Origin of the sequence: Microbacterium jepli, from assembly GCF_047237905.1 — a bacterium.
Classification (GTDB): domain Bacteria; phylum Actinomycetota; class Actinomycetes; order Actinomycetales; family Microbacteriaceae; genus Microbacterium.
On the sequence record NZ_JBDFLW010000005.1, the window covers coordinates 467,599 to 486,483 of the forward strand.

An 18,885-nucleotide genomic window follows, 5' to 3' on the forward strand; every position below is an offset into this window, starting at 1 on the left:
CCTTCGTTAGTCGTGCTTTCCGGCAGTTTAGTGAGGGTACATGTGAGGGCGGCTCTAACTAAGTACCGTGAAAGAGCCTTCTAAAGGGTGGTCACGTTCAAAGGAGTTCAGGTGTCCGAATCTGCTGCAGATGTCATCGATCGTGCCGGAGGGGTCGTCGCTGCGTTGCGAAATGCTCCCGACCGTCCGGCCATCTTCCCCGTTACGCCAGAATTCACCAACTGGCGTTCCGAGCAGCGTGCCTGGCGCGACGGCGTCGCGCTGCTCGATCAGTCGCATCACATGACGGACCTGTTTATCTCCGGTCCGGATGCGCTCAAGCTCCTCGCCGACACCGGAGTGAACAACTTCTCGCGCTTCGCCGTTGGTGACGCCAAGCAGTTCGTCGCCGTGAACCACGAGGGCTGGTTGATCGGTGATGCGGTTTTGTTCTACCTCGAGAAGGAACGCTTCGACCTCGTGGGCTGGTACATGGTGCTCGACTGGGTCCAGTTCGTCGGAGAGACCGGTGACTACGACGTCACCTTCGAGCGCGATGCGAACTCGATCATGCGGGAGCACGGGAAGAGCCCCGTTCTGTACCGCTACGAGATCCAGGGCCCGTTGGCGATGGCGGTCATGGAGAGGGTGCTGGGCGGCCCCGTTCCTGAGACCAAGTTCTTCGGTACCGCGAAACTGACCATCGCCGGAGTGGAAGTCGACTCGCTCCGCCACGGGATGGCCGGTCAGCCCGGATTCGAACTGTTCGGCCCCTGGGAGCAGCGAGAGGGCGTTCGCCAGGCGATCCTGGACGCCGGCCGAGAGTTCGGACTGGTTCTCGCCGGCGCGCGTGCGTATTCCACAGCCAATCTCGAATCGGCGTGGGTGCCTTCGCCCATCCCGGCCGTCTTCACCGGCGAGCGATCGGAGGAGTACCTCAGGTGGCTGCCGGGAGACCGCATCGGATCGAGCGCCGGAAGCTTCGTGTCCGACGACATCGAGGACTACTACCTCAGTCCCTACGACATCGGATACGGGCGAACCGTGGCATTCGATCATGACTTCATCGGCCGGGAAGCCCTCGAGCTGCGCGCCGCCGACCAGAAGCGCAAGAAAGTCACTCTGGTGTGGAACCCCGTTGATGTCGCCGCCATCCAGCGCTCACAGTACGAGCCGGGCAGCCCCGCCAAGTACCTCGAATTCCCCAAGGCCCGCTATGGCCTCTATCAAGAGGATCGCGTAGAGAAGGGCGGGCAGCTGGTGGGAATTTCCCACGACGTCGGCTATGTCACGAACCAGCAGTCCTTCATCTCACTCGCAAGCGTCGACCTCGGGTACTCCGATCCCGGCACGGAGCTCGAACTCGTGTGGGGCGAGGACCCCATCACGGCGAAGCCGGCCGTCGAAGAGCACCGCCAGGCGCGGGTGCGAGTGACCGTGCAGCCCGCGCCGTACTCCTCGTTCGCTCGTGACAACTACCGCAAGAACCCCTCGTGACAGGCACGGCGCCGACACTCGGTGTCGGCGCCGTGCCACGCCCCGACCCGATAGGGCCCCACTCATGGCACACACCACGTCCACGCGGAATGCCGCGGCGGAACGCGAGCTCGTCAGCGACTTCTCGCTCGAGATGACGGGCAAGGACGTCCCCGGCCTCATCGAGGCGAAGGACTCCATCCCCCAGGGGACCAAGATCAACGTGACCTTCCTCGGCAACGAGGACCTCGAGATGCGCGTCGCGGCATCGAAGGCCGTGCGCGACATGGGCTTCATCCCGGTGCCGCACATCTCCGCCCGTCGCCTCTCTTCGCAGGCGCAGCTGGAGGAGTTCCTCTCCCGGCTGCAGGACGTCGATGCCACCGAGAGCGTCTTCGTCGTCGGCGGCGACCCGGCCGTTCCCGAGGGACCGTACGAGGGCGCGTACGACGTGATCCGCACCGGCATCCTCGCCGACTACGGCGTGAAGGAGGTCAGCATCGCGGGCTACCCCGAGGGCCACCCCGACATCTCCGACGAGGTGCTGTGGCGCTCGCTCGACGAGAAGGCCGTCTCCCTCCGCGAGCAGAACCTCGGCACCACCGTGCTGACCCAGTTCTCCTTCGACACCGACCCCGTCATGAGCTGGATCGACCAGGTGCGCGCCCGCGGCATCGACTCCACCATCCGGATCGGCACCCCCGGACCGGCGGGCATCAAGCGCCTGCTCGGCTTCGCCCGCCGCTTCGGCATCGGCGCGAACGCGATGATCGTGAAGAAGTACGGCTTCTCCCTCACCAACCTGATGGGCACCGCCGGACCCGACCGCTTCGTCAGCGATCTCGCCTCGCTCGTGTCCGCCGACCCCGCCGCCGGCAAGGTCAGCCTGCACTTCTATACGTTCGGCGGACTGCTGGCAACATCGGAGTGGGCGCGGGACTACCTCGGCGCCGCACGGCGGCCACGGTGACCGCCCTGGTGCTCGACGGGGTCGCCGCCGCGGCTGCTGTCAAAGCCGAACTGCGTGAACGGGTCGCGGTGCTTGCAGAGAGGGGAATCTCTCCGGGACTCGGCACACTACTGGTGGGCGATGATGGTGCATCGCGGTCCTACGTGACGGGGAAGCATCGAGACTGTGCCGAGGTCGGCGTGCAGTCGATATCGGTCGAACTGCCGTCCACGGCGACGCACCACGATATCAGCGCGGCAGTCCGCGCGCTCAATGATGACCCTGCGGTGACGGGTTTCATCACGCAGCTTCCGCTCCCGGCGGGTACCGATGAAAACGCCGTCCTCGAGCTCATCGACCCGGACAAGGATGCCGACGGTCTCCATCCGACCAACCTGGGCCGACTCGTCCTGGGCGTAGACCCGCTCACAGCCACCCCGGCGCCGCTGCCCTGCACGCCAGCCGGCATCATCGCCCTGCTCCGCGGCCACGGCGTGCCGATCGCCGGCAAGCACGTGGTCGTCATCGGACGTGGGATCACTGTGGGGCGACCGCTCGGGTTGCTGTTGTCCCGGCGAGGATTGGACGCCACCGTCACACTCACGCACTCGAGGACGGCCGATCTCGCCGAGGAAGTGAGCCGCGCGGACATCGTGGTGGCTGCGATGGGGCAACCGCATCTCGTGCGCCGGCATTGGATCAAACCAGGGGCCGCGGTGCTCGACGTCGGAGTCACACGCGTCGGTACGACGGACTCCGGCAAAGCCCGGCTCGCCGGTGACATTCATCCTGAGGTGGCTGAGGTCGCCGGGTGGCTGTCACCCAATCCAGGGGGTGTAGGGCCGATGACGCGAGCAATGCTCGTGTCGAATGTCGTGCAGTCCGCGGAGCGGTTCCTCGAGAGGAAGCGATAATGACTCACGCAACGCCTGCGTTCGCCGATCACGCCTGCCTGATCGTCCACGGCCCCGACCGCCCCGGAATCGTGGCGGCCGTCACGGCCCTGATCGCCCGCAACGGCGGCAACATCACCACCCTCGACCAGTACTCCTCCAACGCCGACGGCGGCGAGTACTTCCAGCGAGTCGTCTTCCACCGCCCCGACCTGGCCGCCGCGATGCCGGTGATCGAGGAGGACCTCACCGCGACGGTCACCCCGCTCGGACTCGAGTGGACGCTGACGGACCAGTCGATCCCGAAACGGATGGCGATCCTCGCCTCCACGTCCGATCACTGCCTGCTCGAGCTGCTGTGGCGCCACCGCCGCGGCGAACTGCCCGTGACCATCCCGATGGTCATCAGCAACCACACCAACACCGCCGAGGACGTCCGCTCGTTCGGCATCCCCTTCTTCCACGTCCCCTCCCAGGGGCCGGACAAGTCGGAGGCCGAGGCGAAGATCCTCGACCTGCTGCGCGGCAACGTCGACTTCGTCGTCCTCGCCCGCTACATGCAGATCATCTCGGAGGACTTCCTCGACGCCGTCGGGGTGCCGGTGATCAACATCCACCACTCCTTCCTCCCCGCCTTCATCGGCGCGGCGCCCTACCGGAAGGCGAAGGAGCGCGGCGTGAAGCTCATCGGCGCGACCTCCCACTACGTCACCAAGGACCTCGACGAAGGCCCCATCATCGAGCAGGACGTCGCCCGCGTCGACCACTCGATGAGCGCGGCCGACCTCCAGGCCCGCGGCGCCTACGTCGAGCGCGCCGTCCTGTCCCGCGCCGTGCAGTGGCACGCCCAGGACCGGATCATCCGCGACGGCAACCAAACCATCGTCTTCAGCTAGTCGACTTTCATGCAGCGCACGCATTCAACGGGAGCGACAGCCGACTATCTATCCCTCGCCCGCGAGCTGCGACGGGCCATCGTGCGAGGAGATTATGTCCCACATCAACGCCTCACCGAGCGAGCGTTAGAGCAGCGATATAGCGCTCCGCGCTCCGCGGTCCGGAACGCCCTGATCTCGCTCGTGCATAGCGGCCTGATCGAACACACCCCTTACCAAGGAGTCCGCGTCCGAAAAGCCACCGCGAAGGAGATCGCACCTCTGCTGGAGGCCAGCTCGGCCATACAGGAGCTGTGTGCGCAGAAAGCTGCTGTCGCGCTGTCCGCCTCGGATGTCATCATGCTCACTTCCATTCGCAACAGCTATCGGAGCGCATCTTCGTTCGCCGAACTGAGCACGGTGTTGATGTTCCATGCTCGCGTCTGTGGGCTTCTCGGCCGGTTCGGCCGGCAACCTGTCTCCGTCGAGATGCTCGAGCAACTGGATGACCGGCTGCATCAGCATCTGCTCACTGAGAAGCGCATTCCTGACGTAGCAGCTCCGTTGTCAGCATTGACCGATCGTCTCGTCGACGCGGTCATAGCGAGCGACCCCGCGGCTGCGGTAGCGGCGATCCGAGATCGGACGGTGTTCCTCATTAGGCAGGTCCGAGGTGCCCGTAGAGAGGGTAAGTGATCGGCCGCTCACTTCCCGAACTCGTCGGCCTTTCAGCCCATGTCGTTGGGACGACGCGTTGAGAGGCATACCACCCAGCGAGTCATTGTGCCGGTCCCGAGCTTGCCTCAGCCGCGGTGGCAGATGTCTTCCCGTTGGGCGTGATGAGTGTCCCCATCTAGAGGTCGAGACGAACTGGTCGAACGGGGTGGAAGACTCCGTCTTCGTGGCCGCGGCGATCGCGTCGACGCAGGACTCGGTAGGGCCGACGACGCGGGAACCGGCCTCGCCCTATCCGGAGCCCGGTACCAAGTACGTCAGCAACGGCCGCCGACGCGGACCCGTCAAAACGCTCTACCGTCGGGCTTGTACTGATCAGATCGACTGTCAGGGATGTCTTGATGCAGGACCGTCAGGTACGTCCGAGTACATCACACCCGGGTCGCGGGACTCTCGGCTGCTTGACCACATTCTGCCCACACATGAACGCGATCGGGCACGATCAGGATTAAAGTTCGCCTAGCGAAGCGACGGCTGCGCCCGCGTATTTACGCGGTTTTCAGACCGCTAATGGTCTAGCGCGAACGGACGCGAAGTCGATCGCTGGGCTTCAAATCCCTCCGTCTCCGCCACGAGAACCACTTCGAGACCCGCGTGAAGACGCGGGTCTTTCGTGTTCTCGGAGTCCGTCGCGCGCGTCTACTCCGAGCGAATCTGCTGAGACAGGGCGGGGATCACGACAGAGTCGATGAGTGCAGTCACCACCTCGCGTTCGAGGGCCCGCTGGCGCATGGTGACGCTGCCGAACGCGGCTGTCGGCACGATCCCGGCGATGAGGTCCACGGGAACGTCGGCTGAGACGACGCCTCTGCGGATCCATTGTTCGATCACGCTCACGAGTGTCGCCACGGGGGGACCGCCGATCACACGGTGAGCGGCGGCGTAGAGCTCGGAGTCCCGTCCGATCTCGCTGAGCACCCGCGCCAGGACGAGACCCGAGCGATCGCCCGCGTCGGCGAAGTGCAGGGCCGCGGCGAGCAGGTCTTCCCGCAGGTCTCCGGTGTCGGGAATCTCGGAAGGCTGCTGCGACGCTCTGACCGCCGCGACGACCAGCTCGGGCTTCGAGTCCCACCGACGGTAGATGGCCGACTTGCCGCACCGCGCGCGCTGAGCGACCCCGGCGATCGTCGTGCCGGCATAGCCCCTTTCGAGCAGGAGATCCTGCGTCGCGATCAATATGCTGCGCTCGACCTCGGGATCGCGCGGCCGCCCCGCGGCGCCGGTCTTCTCCGTCGTCGCCATGAGGCGATTGTACGTTGCGGGACCACGTAGTACCGTATTCCAGATAACGAGACCAGCTGGAACCGTAATCGCGGCAGCGTGGCTCGATCGACGAACTGGAGCTGCCATGACCACCGCTTCCTCCCTCCCGCGACAGGCATCGACGTCGAAGGGACGGACCGTACTTCTGCTCGCGACCGCCGTCGTCACCGCCGTCGTGGTCAATGCGTGCATCGCCCTCGCTGCCGTGGCCTTCGGCGCGCCCGCAGGCTACGGCCCCCTCTCCGTGCCGGCGCAGGCGCTGTTCACCGTGATCGGGGTGGTGGTCGGGTGGATCGGATGGACCCTCGTTCACGCCAGAGCCCGCAACCCGCGCCGTGTGCTTCGGATACTGGTGCCGGTGGTGACACTCGCATCACTCGTCCCGGACGTGCTGCTGCTCGTGTTCGGCTTCATCCCCGGCACCAACCTGCCCGCCGTGGCGGCCCTGATGCTCATGCACCTCGTCGTCGTCGCGTGCGCCGTGACGGCGTACGTGCTGGCCGGTCGCGGCCGGAATGCCGGAGGGCGTCGCGTCTGACACCTGTCGCGCAGAAAGTCCTCCGGTAGCGGCCGACAACCAGGGTCGAATCAGCGACTCAGCCCGCGGCGGTGGACGCGAGCAGCGCGAGCTTGTCGGCATCCGTAGACCCTGCCGCTGCGTGGTAGATCACGAGTATCATGCCCTCGTTGCCGGTGACGGCCAGCTTCTCTCGGTCGACGCGCAACTCGCCGAGCTGCGGATGCTCGAACCGCAGGGAGGCTCCCTGCCGCACGCGGATCTCGTGGCGGCCCCACAGTCGCCGGAAGAGCGGCGAGGTGAGCGAGAGCTCGCCGACCAGCTCGATGAACTGCGGATCGTCCGTGTCGGTGCCGACGGACTGCCGGAAGCCGGCCACGAGGGCGCCCGCGGCCTGCTCCCAGTGCGGTTCGAACAGGGTGGTAATCGGCGCTGATGCCCGCGAGCATGGCGACCTCCTCGCGTCGCAGGCCCGGCACCCGGCGGACGCCGACGACGGGGATGCCGACCAGCTCGGGCGGGACGAGTTCGCGCCGCGCGCGCAGGAAGTCCCCGAGCTCGTTGGCCGCCGCATCCGTCACGCCCGTCAGCGTAGGCGCTCCGCCCGTCTGCATCCTGGTCCCTTCACTCCCAGGATCGCGGGGGACCTGGCTGACTCTGCGCCGCCCGAAGAGGCTCATGTCATGACCACCGAACAGCCCTCCATCCTCGTCACCGGCGGTGCCGGCTTCATCGCCGGACACGTCCTCGCAGCCCTGCTCGAGCAGGGGCACACCGTCCGCACCACGGCACGCTCCCTCGACCGCGAGCCGCATGTGCGCGAACAGCTCGCCCGCATCGGCGTCGATCCCGGTGACCGGCTCGAGCTCGTTGCGGCCGATCTGCTCACCGACGACGGCTGGAGGCAGGCCGTCGGCGGCGTCGACGTCGTCTTCCACGTCGCATCTCCCGTCATGCCGGGTCACGTCGAGAACGAGGAGGAGGTGATCGTGCCGGCCCGGGAGGGCACGCTGCGGGTGCTGCGCGCCGCGGAGGACGCCCGCGTGAAGCGCGTGGTGCTGACCTCGGCCTTCCACGCCGTCGGACTCGGCCGGGGCCGCACCGACCACACCTTCACCGACGATGACTGGTCGCCCCTCGAGGGTCCGGGCATGGATGCCTACGGCCGCAGCAAGGTGCTCGCCGAGCGCGCCGCGTGGGACTCGGGCCCGGAGCAGCCTTCGAGCTCGTCGCCCTGAACCCCGTCGCGGTCATGGGGCCGGCGGTGTCGACGTCGGTCACGGGCGGCAATGCGATCGTGCGCCGCATCCTCACGGGAGAGCTCGAGTCGTTCCCGAACCTCTGGATCCCGATCGTCGACGTGCGGGATGTGGCCGACGCGCACGTGCGTGCGATGACGACCCCGGATGCTGCGGGTCGGCGATTCATCGTGGGCAGCGGTGCGGGGCTCACCCTCGTCGAGATCGGCGCGATCCTGCGAGCTCGGCTCGGTGACGCCGCCGCGAACGTGGCGACCAGGACGACGCCGAGCGACGACATCCGCGCGGCCGCGGAGACGAATCCCGCTCTGCGCGGACCGGCAGCCGACATCGACATCGTGAAGCGGATCGACGCGTCGAAGATCCGTCGGATCCTCGGGTGGACGTCGCGCCCCCTCGAGGAGACGGTGGTCGACGCGGCGACGAGCTTCCTGGACCTCGGACGGACCGCCCCGCTCGGCTCCTGATCGGCCGCAGCGGCGGTCGTCAGAGGGGCTCGGTGAGGAAGCTGCTGAGAAGCCGTCTGATCACGTCGGGCTGCGAGAACGCGTCCGGCTGATACATCGCCTGGATCTGCAGACCGTCCGACAGCGCGACGTATGCTCTCGCCGCGTCGTCCGGTCGGACGTCCGGCCTCAGTCGTCCGGACCGTTCGAGCTCCACGAAGGAGCCGAGCACCGCGTTCAGGGTGGCGTCGTAGTGCTGCAGGAGACGGTGGTGAGCCGGGTGCTCCGGCGATGTCGCTTCCGCGGACATGACCGCGAAGAGGCGGATCGTCACCGGGTCGCCCTCGTTGGATTGGGCCAGGTCGAGCGATGCCCGCAGGTTGTCGAGCGGGTCGCTGCTGGTGAACAGGGAGACGGCCACCTCTCGACTGCGGTCGAAGACCGCTTCGAGCAGCTGCGTCTTGGTGGCGAAGTGATGATTGAGGCCGGCGATGCTCATGTTCGCCGCCTCCGCGATGTCTGCGAGCGACGCGGCGGTGAAACCCGATCGGCTGAACACCTCGGCGGCGGCATCGAGGATCTGCTCGCGCCGCGCCGCAGACTTCGCGTATTCGCCTCGGCGACGCGTCACTTGAGCCGACACCCAGTGAACGTAGCACGAGCCCGCACATCACCCTCGGCTATAAACCGGATAAGCGTCCGGTTTTGTGTTAGCTTGACCGGAGCCCCACTCGTGGCCCTCCCTTCAGCATCGAAAGGACCGTGCAAGGATGCACAGCAGAAAACTCACCGTGGTAGCGACCGCCCTCGCCGGCCTGCTCGCGCTGTCCGCATGTTCCGGTGGCGGAACCGGCAGCACCGGCAGTTCGGAAGGGAGCAAGACCCTCCGGTACGGCGCTGCGGCGACGCTCGCGTCCTTCGCGCCCTGGGAAGCCCGGTGGGCGGGTGACGTCGCCTTCCTGCAGCCGGTGTACGACACCCTGCTGCGGGCGGCACCCGATGGAACCCTGGAGGAGGGTCTCGCCACGGACTGGTCCTGGGATGATTCGCTCACGAAGCTCACGCTGACGCTGCGCGACGGCGTCACCTTCTCGGACGGCGAGGCCTTCACCGCCGAGGTCGCGGCCGGGAACCTCACCCGCTTCCGCGATGGAACGAGTGACAACTCCTCATTCCTGACCGCGATGTCGTCGGCCGAGGCGGTCGACGACAAGACCGTCCTGATCACGCTGTCCGCACCGGACCCTGCCTTCCTCGTCTACCTGAGCCAGAACGCGGGCCTTCAGGGCAGCCCTGCGATGTGGGACTCCGCCGACGCCAAGACGGATCCCATCGGCACCGGCCCCTATGAGCTCGATCAGTCGAAGACCGTGGTCGGTTCCTCCTACGTCTTCGACAAGCGCGACGACTACTGGGACGAGGACTCGGTGCACTACGACGAGATCGTCGTGAACGTCTACAGCGACGCGACAGCGCTCGTCAACGCGCTCAAGGGCGGTCAGGTGGACGTGTCGGCGTCCAACATCCCGACGCAGATCCCCGACGCGCAGGCTGCCGGATACACGGCGAACACCACCGAGCTCAACTGGGCCGGCTTCCTCCTGACGGACCGCAACGGCACGATCAATCCCGCCATGGGAGACGTGCGCGTGCGCCAGGCCATCAACTATGCGCTCGACCGGGAGGCGCTCGTGAGTGCACTCGCGGCGGGCTACGGCACACCGACGACGCAGGTGTTCTCGGCAGCCGGCGACGCCTTCGAGGCCGATCTCGACAACCGATACCCCTATGACCCGGAGAAGGCCAAGTCGCTCCTCACGGACGCGGGCTATCCGGACGGATTCACGCTCGTCATGCCCCGCAACAATTTCGTCCCCGACTCGGAGTTCGCCATCTACGCCGAGCAGCTGGCGGCAGTCGGCATCTCCGTGCAGTGGGAGCAGACCGGCGAGGACCTCTTCCCGAAGATGCTCGGCGGCACGTGGGCTGCGTTCCCCTTCCAGTTGCAGTCCGACCCGACGGCGTGGCAGACGCTGCAGCTGTCGATGCTGCCGTACTCGACATGGAACACATCGCACGTGGCGGACCCCGAGCTCGACGCTCTGGCCGCCCGCCTTCAGGTGGCACAGGGTGACGAGGCGACCGCGCTCGCCCAGCAGATCAACGAGTGGATCGTCGAGCAGGCGTGGTTCGCGCCTGTCTACCGGGCGCAGAGCGCCTTCTTCAGCAACGCGGGCACGCAGGTCGTGATGCAGACGGACAACATCGCCCCGTACCTCTGGAACATCCAGCCCAAGTAGCCGGAATGGAGCAGGCGGGGACGGGCCTCGAGGCCCGTCCCCGCCGACCATCATGATCATCTACATCCTCCGCAGGCTCGGTGCGGGCGTCGTCATCGTAGTGACGCTCTGCGTCCTCGCCTTTTTCCTCCTCTACGTCGGAGCCCAGGACACCGCCCGCAACATCGTCGGCCAGACCGCAGCTCCGGAGATCGTCGCGCGCAAAGCGGCTGAACTGGGAATCGACCGACCTCTCGTGGTTCAGTTCGGTGACTGGCTGTCGAACGCCGTCACCGGCGATCTGGGTCGCTCCTGGTTCACCGGCGAGCCCGTCACTCAGCTCCTGCTGGTGCGGGTCCCCGTCACGCTGTCCGTCACGATCGGCGCGATCCTTCTCTCCGCCCTCCTCGCCGTCATCCTGGGAGCCCTGTCCGCCGGGCGGCGGGGGTGGGTCGACCGCGGACTGCAGGTGGTCTCGGTCGTCGCCGCAGCGGTGCCCGGATTCCTCTTCGCGCTGGCTCTCGCCACGGTGTTCGGTCTCACACTGCGCTGGCTGCCGGCCACCGGGTACATCCCCATCACCGTGTCGTTCAGCGGGTGGTTGTCGACGGTGACGCTGCCGATCGTCGCTCTCGCCATCGGCGCCACCGCTGCTGTCACGCAGCAGGTTCGCGGCTCGATGATCGACGTCCTCCGCATGGACTACATCCGCACCCTCGAATCCCGCGGCCTGCCGACGCGCCGCGTCGTATACGGTCACGCCCTGCGCAACGCAGCCGGACCGGCTCTCGGTGTTCTGGGCCTGCAGTTCGTCGTCGTGTTCGGCGGTGCCGTCATCGTCGAGCAGGTGTTCTCGCTGCCCGGCCTCGGTCAGGCGGCCGTGGGCGCCACGTCGCGGGGCGACATCCCCGTCGTGATGGGGGTCGTCATCGTGACCGCCGTGCTCGTCGTCCTCGTCAATCTCGCCATCGACCTCCTGCAGGGGTGGCTCAACCCGAAGGTGCGCCTGTCATGACCGCCGCAGAGCCGTTCACAGCGCCCATCCCCCAGGGCCCCCCGTCGCTTCGGAAGGGTCTCTTCCGTCGGCTCCTGACGAACCCGCTGGGCGTGGTCACCCTCGTCTTCCTCGCGCTCCTCGCCGCCGTGGCCGTGGTCGGACCCTTCCTCGTGCCGTTCGATCCGAATGCCGCCGACATCCGCAACGTGCTCGCGGCACCCGACGCCGTCCATCTTCTCGGCGGAGACAGCGCCGGACGCGACGTCCTGTCCCGGCTCGTCTTCGCGACCTCCGTGAGCCTCGCCGGCGCGCTCGTCACCGTCACTGTTGCCGCTCTCGTCGGCGTGCCCGCGGGTCTCATCGCGGGCTACTACGGCGGCTGGTTCGACACCGTGGCGGCCTGGCTGGCCGGCTTGCTGATGGCGCTGCCCGCCCTGGTCGTGCTCCTCGCCGTGCGCGCGGTCGTCGGCCCTTCCCTCTGGCTGGTCATGGCCATCTTCGGCGTGCTGATCTCACCCGCGTTCTACCGCGTCGTGTCCGGAGCCGTCCGAGCCGTGCGCGAAGAGCTCTACATCGATGCGGCGAAGGTCGCCGGCCTGAGCGACGCCCGCATCATCGGACGCCACATCCTCACAGCCGTGCGCGCTCCCGCGGTCCTGCTGGTGGCGGGGATCTTCGGCGTCGGTGTCGGCATCCAGGCCATCCTCGACTTCCTCGGACTCGGAGACACCTCGCTTCCGACATGGGGAGGGATGCTGAGCGAGGGCTTCTACAACATCTTCCGCGCTCCGAGCCTGATGGTCTGGCCCAGCCTGGCCATCGCGCTGACCTGCATCGCCCTCACCCTTCTCGGCACCGCGCTGAGGGATGAGATGGAGTTCGCCGGAGACCGCGGAGGACGCTCCCGCGGAGCATGGACGGCTTCGGACGATCCACCCGTCGCGGCGGTCCGCCACGATGTCGTGGGTGCAGACGTCGAGCCGTTGCTGAACATCCGGGGGCTCGCCGTCGCCTACCCCAAGGACGGCGGGTGGACCACCGTCGTCGAGGGAGTGGACCTCGCCGTGATGCCCTCGGAAGTGCACGCCCTCATCGGTGAATCCGGCTCGGGCAAGACCCAGACGGCATGGGCGACGCTCGGACTCCTGCCCGCGGGCGGCCGGATCGTCGCGGGCTCGATCACCTTCGACGGCGCCGAGATCACCGGACGCGGTTCCGGCGCGCTGCGCAACCTGCGCGGACGTCGCATCGCCTACGTTCCTCAAGAACCTCTGAGCAACCTCGACCCGTCCTACACGATCGGCCACCAGCTCACGGAGCCCCTCCGGGTAGTCATGAAGATGTCGAACGACGCGGCACGCGATCGCGCTCGCACTCTGCTCCGACGAGTGGGCATCGCGGACCCCGAACGGGTGATGTCCTCGTACCCGCATCAGATCTCCGGAGGGATGGCGCAGCGCATCCTCATCGCCGGCGCCATCTCCTGCGACCCCGACCTCCTCATCGCGGACGAACCGACGACAGCACTCGACGTCACGGTGCAGGCAGAGGTGCTCGGCATGCTGCGGCAGCTGCAGAAGGAGATGGGACTGGCGTTGCTCATCGTCACGCACAACTTCGGCGTCGTCGCCGACCTGGCGGACACGGTCTCGGTGATGCGCGCGGGAGCCATCGTGGAGACGGGACCCGTCGCGGCCGTCTTCGCCGACCCTCAGCACCCCTACACGCGCACGCTCTTCGACGCGCTGCTCGACGATGCGCCCACGCGCGCCCCCTTCACCGATACTCCGGAGGTCGCCCGATGAGCCTGCTGACCGTCTCCGACCTGACCGTGACGTACCCGGGGAGAGGATGGCGCAAGCCGGCCTTCACGGCGCTCCACGAGGTCTCCCTCGACGTGCGCGCGGGCGAGACCGTCGGTCTGGTCGGGGAATCGGGTTCGGGGAAGTCGACCCTCGGACGCGCCATCCTCGGCCTCGCCCCCGTCAGCGGCGGGAGCATCTCGTATGACGGAAGAGACATCGCACACGTGTCGCAGCGGGTGCGACGAGAACTCGCTCGCGACATCCAGGTGGTGTTCCAGGACCCGCTGTCGTCGCTGAGCCCCTCGCTGACGGTCGGCGAGAGTCTCGCCGAGCCCCTGCGCGTGCGCCGTGTCAGTCGCTCAGAGGCAGACGACCGCATCCGGGAGGCGCTCGACCTGGTGCATCTGCCCGCCGACGCGGTCCGCCGGCTCCCGCGCGAATTCTCCGGCGGTCAACGGCAGCGCATCGCCATCGCCCGCGCTCTGGTGCTCGAACCCCGGCTGATCGTGTGCGACGAACCCGTCTCCGCCCTCGACCTGACCACCCAGGCGCGGGTTCTCGACCTGTTCCTCGACGTGCAGGAGCGGACGGGTGTCGCCTACCTCTTCATCTCCCACGACCTCTCCGTCGTGCGGGTCATGAGTCATCGCGTCGCAGTGATGCGCCACGGTCGCATCGTCGAGGCGGGCGACGCTCACGCTGTGACCACCTCGCCCACGAACCCCTACACCCGCCAGCTCCTCCTCGCCGCCCCGGTCGCGGATCCTGCTGCGCAGGCGCGCCGCCGAGCGGACTATGAGGCCTCCCGCGCCATGGCGCCCTATTCCCAGGAGACGACTCGATGACCACGATCAACACGGATCGGACGACCGACCGTGCGACGGAGATCGTCGATGCCCTTCCCCTTCAGCAGCAGATCGGCCTGCTCATGCACCCGGTGGTCGTGATCGGTCCGGATCCTGATGCCTCTTCCGGATTCGGGGGACCGAGCATGCGCGAACTGATCGTCGATCGCGGCATCCGCTTCTTCAATCTCGGCCCGCTCCCGGACCCGGCGCAGACTGCTCGCATCATCGCCGACCTGCAAAGGCTGACGCGCGATTCGGGCTCCCCGCTGCCGCTGGTGTTCTCGACGGACCCTCGACATTCCTTCATCCAGGCCGATGGAGCCGCCCACAGGGCGGCCGGCGTCTCGCAGTGGCCTGAACCGCTGGGTCTCGGCGCGCTGGGCGATGTCGACCTCGTCCGTCGCTTTGCCGACGTCGTGCGACGGGACTACCTGGCCATGGGAATCCGCATGGCGCTGCACCCGCAGGTCGACCTCGCGACCGAGCCGCGCTGGGGACGACAGGCCCAGAGCTTCGGCAACACGTCGGAATCGACCGCGCGGATGCTGGAAGCCTTTCTTGACGGTCTGCAGGGCCCGCACCTCGGCGCCGGGAGTGTCGCCGCCACCGTCAAGCACTTCCCCGGAGGTGGACCTCAGCTCGACGGGGAGGACCCGCACTTCCCCTACGGCCGCGAGCAGGTGTATCCGGGCGGTCGCTTCGAAGAGCACCTCGCCCCGTTCCGCGCCGCCATCGCCGCGGGGGCGGCGGCGATCATGCCCTACTACGGGATGCCGCAGGATCTCGTCGTGGACGGGGAGGCCGTCGAACCGGTCGGGTTCGCGTTCAACCGTCAGATGATCACCGGCCTGCTGAGGGAGAAACTCGGCTTCACCGGCGTCGTCCTGAGCGATTTCGGGCTCGTGACCGACATCGAGATCATGGGGAAGCCCTTCCCCGCTCGTGCGTGGGGTGTGGAGCACCTCTCGGAGATCGAGCGCGTCGGACGGATCTTCGATGCCGGAGTCGACCAACTCGGCGGAGAGAAGGACACGGCGATGGTCGTGGCCGCCGTGGAGGCCGGGCTGCTGCGCCCGGAACGCATCCGCGAATCCGCCGTGCGAATCGTGCAGATGATGCTGGACCTCCATCTCGTCGACCACGAAACCCCCGCTGTCATCGGCGATCCTGAGCTGCCCGCCGCTGCAGACGTCGCGCTGGGGGAGAGGGCGCAGACACGAGCCCTCACCGTGCTCACGAACGCGGCAGAGGACTCGGCCGCCCACCTTCCGCTGCGGAGTGGGCTCGACGTCCATTTCGTGGGCTTCTCGCCCGAGCCGCTGCCGACCGGGTGGCGAGCCGTCCCGGCTGCCGATGCCGACGTCGTCGTCATGCGGGTGGCCGCACCATTCGAGCTTCGCGATCATTTCTTCCTCGAGAAGGGAATGCATCAGGGATCCCTCAATTTCCCGATCGAGCTGACGGAACAGGTGCGCCGGCTGGCGGAGGACGCTCCTGTCGTGCTGGTCGTGCAGCTTGACCGGCCGGCGATCCTCACCCCGCTGATGGACTCGGTGGCGACGGTCGTCGCCGACTTCGGTGCATCGGACGTGGCCGTCATCGAGGGGCTGACCGGACGCATCATCCCCGAAGGGCGTCTGCCGTTCGAGCTGCCGCGCTCGATGCAGGCCGTGGCAGCGTCCGCACCGGACGTCGCCGATGACACGATCGACCCGCTCTTCCCTTCCGGATGGGGCCTCGTCATCGGCGCCCCCGAGAGCCAGGTCACCCGGTGACACGCGTCACGACGGTGCGCGCGGAGTACCGATCCGACTCCGCGTGGGTCGGTGTGCCTCGCCCGCGCCTGAGCTGGGTCGCGGCGACGGAAGACGCCGACTGGACGCAGGGCGCGGTCGAGATCACGCTCGGCGACGGCCGCACGGCCGTCATCGAGACGGCCCGCAATTCCCTGCTGCCGTGGCCGTTCGATGACCTCGAGCCCCGCGCCGACGTGACGGTGTCGGTCCGCCTTCGCGATGCCAATGGAGCATGGTCGCGTCCCAGTGAGCCATTGAGAGTGCGCAACGGATCGCTCGGGGAAGACGAATGGCGCGCCGGGTTCGTGAGGCTGCGTGACCCGAGCGAGGCGGCCCAGCCGTTCGTCGCGGCATCCGTCATCGAGATCGACCGCCAGGTCGCGTCCGCGACGCTCTACTGGACGGCATTGGGTGCCGTCGTGGCTCGCATCGACGGCCACGAGGTGGACGATGCGGTGCTCGCCCCCGGGTGGACGGCCTACCCGCGCGTCATTCACGAGACCACCGACGTCACCGCCCACCTAACGCCCGGATCGCACACCCTCAGCCTCGAGGTGACCGGTGCCTGGTACACCGAGCAGTACGGCTTCGGAGACGGCGCCGCGCGCTTCTACGGCGATCAGCCTTCCGCCGCCGCCCAGCTGCACATCCGCTATGTGGACGGCGACGAGCAGGTTCTGGTCACGGACGGCAGGTGGCGGGCCGCCGCCGCGGGCGTCGTCGTCGCGTCGGGGATCTACGCAGGCGAATCGGTTGATGCCCGACGCGCACTCGACTGGGGCCCGCAGATGGCGGCGCAGTGGGACCCGGTGCTGCTCGCTGACGAGCAGCCCGTGCCCGCCGCACGGACGAGCGAACCGGTCCGTCGCACCCAGACACTGCCGGTCGTCGAGGTCCTGGAGTCGCCCTCGGGCCGGCTCGTCCTCGACTTCGGCCAGAACCTCGTCGGACGACTGCGCCTCCGCGCGGCCGGCGCGGCGGGCTCGGCCATCGTGGTCCGCCACGCCGAGGTCCTCGAGAGCGGCGAGCTCGCACTTCGGCCGCTGCGCCGCGCGGCGGCGACCGACACCTTCATCACGTCCGGTGAGGGGGAGGATTTCTTCGAGCCCGTCGGCACCTTCCATGGCTTCCGGTACGTCGACATCGAGGGGTGGCCGGGCGATTTCGACCCGTCGGCGGTGGAGGCCGTCGTCCTTCACAGCGACATGCGTCGCACGGGACGCTTCATGACGTCACATGCGCTCATCCAGCAGCTCCACGAGAACGTGGTGTGGGGGATGAAGGGCAACTTCCTGGCACTCCCGACCGACTGCCCGCAGCGTGATGAACGCTTGGGCTGGACGGGCGACGTGCAGGTCTTCGCGCCGACGGCGACGACGCTGTACGACTGCAACGGCTTCCTCGCCCACTGGCTGACGGATCTGCGTCTGGAGCAGGATCGCAGCGACGGAGTCGTGCCGACCATCGTCCCCAACGTCTTCGGTCCGGCCTGGCCGGCAGCCGGCTGGGGAGACGCGGCGACAGTGGTCCCCTCGGTCCTCGCCGAGCGGTATGCAGACCTCGATCTCCTGCACCGGTCGGTGCCGAGCATGCAGCGATGGGTCGCGGTCGAGGGCGAGGCCGCGGGTGGGCTGCTCTGGGATTCGTCGCTGCAGTTCGGCGACTGGCTGGACCCGTCGGCTCCGGCGGACATGGCGGGAGCGGCGAAGACACCGCCGGAGATCGTCGCCACCGCGTACCGCATCAGGTCCCTGGATCTGCTGTCCGCGGCCGCGAAGTCGGCCGGCGAGGACGAGGCTTCCGACACGGCGTCGCGGGAGGCCGATGCGACTCGACACGCCTTCCAATCGGCCTACGTGACCGCCGGCGGTCGCATGATGTCCGATGCCGCCACGGCGTACGCCCTCGCGCTTCGCTTCGACATCGTCCGTGATGCGCAGTTGCGCGCGGCCCTGGCCGAACGCCTCGCCCACGTCGTCCGCCGCGAGGCGTTCCACATCTCGACGGGCTTCCTCGGAACGCCGGTCGTGTTGGACGCCCTCGTCGACTTCGGTCACGTCGAAGAAGCCTCGCGCCTGATGCTGCAGACGCGGCTCCCGTCCTGGCTCTACCCGGTGACGATGGGCGCCACGACGGTGTGGGAGCGCTGGGATTCCCTTCTTCCCGACGGCACCGTCAACCCGGGTGAGATGACCTCGTTCAATCACTACGCCCTCGGCGCGGTGGTGGACTGGCTGTATCGCCGGGTCGCCGGTGTTGCGCCCGCCGCAGACGGCTATCGGCGCATCCGTTTCGCACCCCTCGAGGTCACGGGCATGGACGATGCGAAAGTCGAGCTCGACACATCGTCCGGCGTCATCGCGGGAGGGTGGCGACGAGACGGGGACTGCGTCGTCTGGACGCTCGACGTGCCCGCGCATGCCCGCGCAGAGGTGTCGATCCCCGGCGTCGAGGCGGCGGAGGTCGGTCCCGGTCACCACAGCTGGATCACATCCGCAAGGACAGTCGTGAGCACGGGCCACGTCATGCTCTGGAGCCCGATCGCCGACATCGTCGCCCATCCCGGCGCGTATGCGGTAGTCATGGGCGTGCTGGAGGCCCACGATCGGGACCTCGCCGACAACGTGCGTCGACGAACGGACTGGACGATGGGGACACCGCTGGGAGCGGCCCTCTTCGGTGTTCCGGCCGACGTCGTCGAGGCGATCGCGGCCGCCCTCAACGGTTGAGTGCGACCACCTGAACGGTGCATCGACCTGAAGCCGCGG

The 18,885-nt window shown here is 67.8% G+C and carries 17 protein-coding genes; 14 read left to right on the forward strand and 3 right to left on the reverse strand.

Going from position 1 to position 18,885, the window contains the following annotated elements:
• Nucleotides 1-111: 111 nt before the first annotated feature.
• The 5 genes from ABC304_RS06415 to ABC304_RS06435 all read left to right on the forward strand — a co-directional run bounded on the left by ABC304_RS06415 (nt 112) and on the right by ABC304_RS06435 (nt 4,868).
• Nucleotides 112-1,476, forward strand: coding sequence for an aminomethyl transferase family protein (locus tag ABC304_RS06415; RefSeq protein ID WP_412929643.1), 1,365 nt, complete (start codon nt 112-114; stop codon nt 1,474-1,476).
• 64 nt (nt 1,477-1,540) lie between these two features.
• Nucleotides 1,541-2,425 (forward strand): methylenetetrahydrofolate reductase, encoded by an 885-nt coding sequence (locus tag ABC304_RS06420; RefSeq protein WP_412929644.1) that lies wholly within the window; start codon nt 1,541-1,543, stop codon nt 2,423-2,425.
• Nucleotides 2,422-3,318, forward strand: coding sequence for a bifunctional methylenetetrahydrofolate dehydrogenase/methenyltetrahydrofolate cyclohydrolase (locus ABC304_RS06425; RefSeq protein ID WP_412929645.1), 897 nt, complete (start codon nt 2,422-2,424; stop codon nt 3,316-3,318). Before ABC304_RS06420 ends, ABC304_RS06425 begins: the two co-directional genes overlap by 4 nt.
• Nucleotides 3,318-4,193, forward strand: a complete 876-nt coding sequence (gene purU, locus ABC304_RS06430; RefSeq protein WP_412929646.1) for a formyltetrahydrofolate deformylase — start codon at nt 3,318-3,320, stop codon at nt 4,191-4,193. The genes ABC304_RS06425 and purU overlap by 1 nt, the downstream gene beginning before the upstream one ends.
• A 9-nt stretch (nt 4,194-4,202) precedes the next feature.
• On the forward strand, nt 4,203-4,868 hold the full coding sequence (locus ABC304_RS06435) for a GntR family transcriptional regulator (RefSeq protein ID WP_412929647.1): 666 nt from the start codon (nt 4,203-4,205) through the stop codon (nt 4,866-4,868).
• A gap of 678 nt (nt 4,869-5,546) precedes the next feature.
• On the opposite strand, the gene ABC304_RS06440 is transcribed toward ABC304_RS06435, so the two are convergent.
• Nucleotides 5,547-6,149 carry a TetR/AcrR family transcriptional regulator gene (locus ABC304_RS06440; RefSeq protein WP_412929648.1) on the reverse strand — a complete coding sequence of 201 codons (603 nt, stop codon included), beginning with the start codon at nt 6,147-6,149 and terminating at the stop codon, nt 5,547-5,549.
• A 106-nt stretch (nt 6,150-6,255) separates the two neighbouring features.
• Here ABC304_RS06440 and ABC304_RS06445 point away from each other — a divergent pair, with 106 nt between their 5' ends.
• Nucleotides 6,256-6,708 (forward strand): DUF6069 family protein, encoded by a 453-nt coding sequence (locus ABC304_RS06445; RefSeq protein WP_412929650.1) that lies wholly within the window; start codon nt 6,256-6,258, stop codon nt 6,706-6,708.
• Between the two features lie 58 nt (nt 6,709-6,766).
• On the opposite strand, the gene ABC304_RS06450 is transcribed toward ABC304_RS06445, so the two are convergent.
• The gene (locus tag ABC304_RS06450; protein ID WP_412929651.1) at nt 6,767-7,066 is read right to left on the reverse strand and encodes an MmyB family transcriptional regulator; all 300 of its coding nucleotides are present in this window, start codon (nt 7,064-7,066) and stop codon (nt 6,767-6,769) included.
• 304 nt (nt 7,067-7,370) lie between these two features.
• Here ABC304_RS06450 and ABC304_RS06455 point away from each other — a divergent pair, with 304 nt between their 5' ends.
• Nucleotides 7,371-7,925 carry an NAD-dependent epimerase/dehydratase family protein gene (locus ABC304_RS06455; protein ID WP_412929652.1) on the forward strand — a complete coding sequence of 185 codons (555 nt, stop codon included), beginning with the start codon at nt 7,371-7,373 and terminating at the stop codon, nt 7,923-7,925.
• Nucleotides 7,883-8,413: a Rossmann-fold NAD(P)-binding domain-containing protein gene (locus tag ABC304_RS06460; RefSeq protein ID WP_412929653.1), complete on the forward strand. Its 531-nt coding sequence runs from the start codon at nt 7,883-7,885 to the stop codon at nt 8,411-8,413. The genes ABC304_RS06455 and ABC304_RS06460 overlap by 43 nt, the downstream gene beginning before the upstream one ends.
• 19 nt (nt 8,414-8,432) lie before the next feature.
• Here ABC304_RS06460 and ABC304_RS06465 read toward each other — a convergent pair whose 3' ends face one another.
• Nucleotides 8,433-9,035 carry a TetR/AcrR family transcriptional regulator gene (locus ABC304_RS06465; protein WP_412929654.1) on the reverse strand — a complete coding sequence of 201 codons (603 nt, stop codon included), beginning with the start codon at nt 9,033-9,035 and terminating at the stop codon, nt 8,433-8,435.
• A 127-nt stretch (nt 9,036-9,162) separates the two neighbouring features.
• Between ABC304_RS06465 and ABC304_RS06470 the strand changes: the two genes are divergently transcribed.
• The 6 genes from ABC304_RS06470 to ABC304_RS06495 are packed head-to-tail and all read left to right on the forward strand — an operon-like array spanning nt 9,163 to nt 18,846.
• Entirely contained in the window at nt 9,163-10,692 is a 1,530-nt protein-coding gene (locus tag ABC304_RS06470) for an ABC transporter substrate-binding protein (RefSeq protein ID WP_412929655.1), read from the forward strand.
• Nucleotides 10,693-10,744: 52 nt separating this feature from the next.
• Nucleotides 10,745-11,686 (forward strand): ABC transporter permease, encoded by a 942-nt coding sequence (locus ABC304_RS06475; protein WP_412929657.1) that lies wholly within the window; start codon nt 10,745-10,747, stop codon nt 11,684-11,686.
• Complete coding sequence (locus ABC304_RS06480; RefSeq protein WP_412929658.1) at nt 11,683-13,473, forward strand: ATP-binding cassette domain-containing protein; 1,791 nt, start codon at nt 11,683-11,685, stop codon at nt 13,471-13,473. The genes ABC304_RS06475 and ABC304_RS06480 overlap by 4 nt, the downstream gene beginning before the upstream one ends.
• Entirely contained in the window at nt 13,470-14,318 is an 849-nt protein-coding gene (locus tag ABC304_RS06485; RefSeq protein WP_412929659.1) for an ABC transporter ATP-binding protein, read from the forward strand. The genes ABC304_RS06480 and ABC304_RS06485 overlap by 4 nt, the downstream gene beginning before the upstream one ends.
• Entirely contained in the window at nt 14,315-16,096 is a 1,782-nt protein-coding gene (locus tag ABC304_RS06490) for a glycoside hydrolase family 3 protein (RefSeq protein WP_412929660.1), read from the forward strand. The genes ABC304_RS06485 and ABC304_RS06490 overlap by 4 nt, the downstream gene beginning before the upstream one ends.
• Nucleotides 16,093-18,846: an alpha-L-rhamnosidase gene (locus ABC304_RS06495; RefSeq protein WP_412929661.1), complete on the forward strand. Its 2,754-nt coding sequence runs from the start codon at nt 16,093-16,095 to the stop codon at nt 18,844-18,846. The genes ABC304_RS06490 and ABC304_RS06495 overlap by 4 nt, the downstream gene beginning before the upstream one ends.
• Nucleotides 18,847-18,885: the final 39 nt, after the last annotated feature.

Excerpts from the sequence above, each read along its gene's own strand:
- ABC304_RS06420 (WP_412929644.1), top strand. The coding sequence starts at position 1,541 with ATGGCACACACCACGTCCACGCGGAATGCCGCGGCGGAACGCGAGCTC.
- purU (WP_412929646.1), top strand. The coding sequence starts at position 3,318 with ATGACTCACGCAACGCCTGCGTTCGCCGATCACGCCTGCCTGATCGTC.
- ABC304_RS06435 (WP_412929647.1), top strand. The coding sequence starts at position 4,203 with ATGCAGCGCACGCATTCAACGGGAGCGACAGCCGACTATCTATCCCTC.
- ABC304_RS06440 (WP_412929648.1), bottom strand. The coding sequence starts at position 6,149 with ATGGCGACGACGGAGAAGACCGGCGCCGCGGGGCGGCCGCGCGATCCC.
- ABC304_RS06445 (WP_412929650.1), top strand. The coding sequence starts at position 6,256 with ATGACCACCGCTTCCTCCCTCCCGCGACAGGCATCGACGTCGAAGGGA.
- ABC304_RS06455 (WP_412929652.1), top strand. The coding sequence starts at position 7,371 with ATGACCACCGAACAGCCCTCCATCCTCGTCACCGGCGGTGCCGGCTTC.
- ABC304_RS06470 (WP_412929655.1), top strand. The coding sequence starts at position 9,163 with ATGCACAGCAGAAAACTCACCGTGGTAGCGACCGCCCTCGCCGGCCTG.
- ABC304_RS06475 (WP_412929657.1), top strand. The coding sequence starts at position 10,745 with ATGATCATCTACATCCTCCGCAGGCTCGGTGCGGGCGTCGTCATCGTA.
- ABC304_RS06480 (WP_412929658.1), top strand. The coding sequence starts at position 11,683 with ATGACCGCCGCAGAGCCGTTCACAGCGCCCATCCCCCAGGGCCCCCCG.
- ABC304_RS06485 (WP_412929659.1), top strand. The coding sequence starts at position 13,470 with ATGAGCCTGCTGACCGTCTCCGACCTGACCGTGACGTACCCGGGGAGA.
- ABC304_RS06490 (WP_412929660.1), top strand. The coding sequence starts at position 14,315 with ATGACCACGATCAACACGGATCGGACGACCGACCGTGCGACGGAGATC.